The organism is Actinomadura logoneensis, from assembly GCF_003428695.1.
GTDB classification, from domain to species: Bacteria; Actinomycetota; Actinomycetes; order Streptosporangiales; family Streptosporangiaceae; genus Spirillospora; species Spirillospora logoneensis.
The window spans coordinates 1-2,813 of the sequence record NZ_QURH01000676.1 but is presented as its reverse complement, the minus strand read 5'-3'; the positions used below and the strand labels follow the sequence as shown (position 1 = coordinate 2,813).

The window sequence follows — 2,813 nt, the reverse complement described above, 5'->3', positions numbered from 1 at the left end:
CGCCGGCCTGGCCACCGGCACCGCGTTCGGAGCCGCCGCCCTCGGCGCGGGGCCGGCCATGGCGGCCCCGCCCGGCCCCCGCAAGGGCGACGGCGGCAACCCCTTCCTCGAAGGGCCGTTCGCGCCGGTCCCGTTCGAGGTGACCGAGTTCGACCTGCCGGTCACCGGCACGGTCCCGAAGGACCTGACCGGCCGCCTGCTGCGCAACGGCCCCAACGTGCTCGGGCTGGAGGACCCGCTCGCCCACCACTGGCTGGCCGGCGACGGGATGGTCCACGGCGTCCGGCTCCGCGACGGCAGGGCCGAGTGGTACCGCAGCCGCTGGGTCCGCGCCAAGGGCACCGCCGAGAAACTCGGCGAGCCGGTGCGCGGCGTCCCCGCCGAGACCGACTTCCCCTCCAACATCAACGTGATCGGATTCCGCGGGAAGACCCTCGCGCTGCAGGAGGGGACCGCCCGGCCGCAGGAACTCACCGACGAGCTCTACACGGTCGGCCCCTGCGACTTCGACGGCACCTGGGCCGGGACCATGTCCGCCCACACCAAGCTCGACCCGGCCACCGGCGAACTGCACTCGGTGAGCTACGACGAGAGCACCGACTACGTCCAGTACGTGGTGATCAGCGCGGCGGGCAAGGTGAGGTCCACCCGGACGATCCCGATGGGCGGGACGCTCCTCATGCACGACTTCGCCCTCACCGGGAAGTACGTCGTCCTGTACGACCAGCCGATCCTGTTCGACCTGGACGCCATGGAGCACGGGCAGAAGATCCCCTGGGTCTGGGACACCGGACGCCCCAACCGGGTCGGGTACTTCCCGCGCGCCGGGGGAGCGGTCACCTGGATCACCGTGCCGCCCTCCTACATCTCGCACACGCTCAACGCCTACGACGACGGCGACGCCATCGTCGTCGACTTCGTGGAGTTCCCCGCGCCGTTCAGCGCCGACCGCCTGTCGACCAGCGCGCCGCCCGCGCTGGTGCGCTGGACGGTCGACCGGACCCGCGGCAGCGTCCGCCGGACCCAGCTCGACGACCGCCCCCAGGAGTTCCCCCGCGTCCCGGACGCTCGCGTGAGCCGCAGGCACCGGTACGGCTACACCGCCGCGACCGCCGAGTTCCTGAAGGCGTACGGGCACGGCTCGACCCCCGACTCGGCGTTCGGCAACGGCCTGGTCAAGCACGACCTGGACACCGGACGGTCGCAGTTCCACCGGTTCCCGCGGCACGCGAGCGCGAGCGAGCCGGTCTTCGTCCCGCGCTCCGGCGCCCGCTCCGAGGACGACGGCTACGTCCTGTCCTACGTCCACAACCCCGACCGGAACGCCTCGGACCTGGTGGTCCTGTCGGCACAGGACTTCACCGGCAAGCCGATCGCCCGCGTCCACCTGCCGAGCCGTATCCCGCTCGGGCTGCACGGAAGCTGGATCGCCGGCACCTGAGGCGAGTCCCGCCACCGCCGAAGGTCACGGGCGGCGGACGCGGTGTCGCGGGTGCGTCAGCCGTCCGCCGGACGGATCCGCACGACCGGTCAGGGAAGCGACGCCCCGTCGGCCGGGAGGGGCCTTCGCAGGGAGGTGCGTCCCGCCCGCCAGCTCGACAGCAGGTGCTCGCCGAGGTGCTCCTCCAGCAGGTTGGTGGCGCGGATGCCGAAGACGACGTCGGCGGCGAGGTCGGGCTCCTGCCGCAGCAGGTCGCCGATCACCTCGCGGCGCAGGACCTGCTCGTGGACGGCGTCCGCCTCGATGTGCTCGGTGAAGAAGCGCGCGCAGCGCTCCTGCTCCCCGAGCCGCCGCATCGCCCGCGCGATCCGGGCCGCGCTGGGCGCGGTGGTGATCTCGGCGGCGGCGAAGTGCCCGACCATCGCGCCGCGCCGCGCGCGGTGCACGCCGAACAGGGACATCATCGTGACGACGGCCAGCGCGGGCGCGGGGACGGCGTCCAGGTAGCGGCCGTACCCGGGGTCGAGGTCGAGGCCCTCCATGAGGTCGGCGAACAGCCGCGAGTGCATCGCCTCGGCGCGTCCGCCGCCGTACTCGTCGAACTCGACCGCGACCAGGGCGGCCTTGGCCCGGCCGCGCAGCCGGGGGATCAGCAGCGAGTGCGGGTCGGCCTCCTTGAGGTGGTAGACCGACCGGTGGACGACGTACTCGCGCATCTCCCGGCGCGTTCCCTCGTCCCGCAGGTAGTGGGAGACGCCTTCGCCGTCCACGGGCTCGACGAGCAGGGCGTCGAGCTCGGCGGCCAGGACGTCCCGCGCCGCCGGGCCGTCGATCTCCCCGGTGTCGGCGCGCAGCGCGTCCAGGTAGGCACGTTCCATGCGGGCGCGCAGCCGAAGCAGGGCGGGGTCCCACTCCCAGGCGGGGTCCACGCCCGCGAGACCGGCGTAGTGCAGCTCGTAGCAGAGATAGAGCGCCAGTTGGAGATCGTCGCCGTACGGATCGACCGCTTCCCAGGGCGTCGCGGTCAGGGCCGCCTCCAGGGCGGCGGACGCGGCGCCGCTCTCCGGCGGCGTGGCCAGCACGTCGAGCACCGTCTCGGACAGCGGACCGCGTGCCCGGGGCAGGGGCGCGTCCGCCACGTCCGGCATGGCCATGGAGCCGAGCGTCATCGCGCCTCCCGCTGATCGACCGTGGGGTCCGGCTTCGGTACCCGCTCGGCGCACACCCATGCGTCCCGGACGCGGTCGGGCTCCATGACCTGCCCGAGATACGCCACCGCCGCCCTGACCTCCGCGTTCACCGGCACGGAGCCGTTCAGCCGGGTGGCCGGGCGGGTCGGCCCGGCGGCGGCCGTCCGGGCGGCCGCGCGCTG

General features: G+C 73.8%; 3 protein-coding genes. 1 reads left to right on the top strand and 2 read right to left on the bottom strand.

The window, feature by feature from the left end; all coding sequences use genetic code 11:
• A partial coding sequence (locus DZF91_RS25510; protein ID WP_117359755.1) for a carotenoid oxygenase family protein occupies positions 1–1,441 on the top strand: 1,441 nt, incomplete at its 5' end.
• A gap of 89 nt (positions 1,442–1,530) precedes the next feature.
• Here the strand turns inward: DZF91_RS25510 and DZF91_RS25505 are convergent.
• Positions 1,531–2,610, bottom strand: coding sequence for an iron-containing redox enzyme family protein (locus DZF91_RS25505; protein WP_235834552.1), 1,080 nt, complete (start codon positions 2,608–2,610; stop codon positions 1,531–1,533).
• Positions 2,607–2,813 (bottom strand): hypothetical protein (locus DZF91_RS40335; protein ID WP_158588046.1); only part of this gene is annotated, 207 nt, incomplete at its 5' end. The genes DZF91_RS25505 and DZF91_RS40335, both read right to left, overlap by 4 nt.

Coding starts and splice junctions, on each gene's coding strand:
- DZF91_RS25505 (WP_235834552.1), bottom strand. CDS start 2,610: ATGACGCTCGGCTCCATGGCCATGCCGGACGTGGCGGACGCGCCCCTG.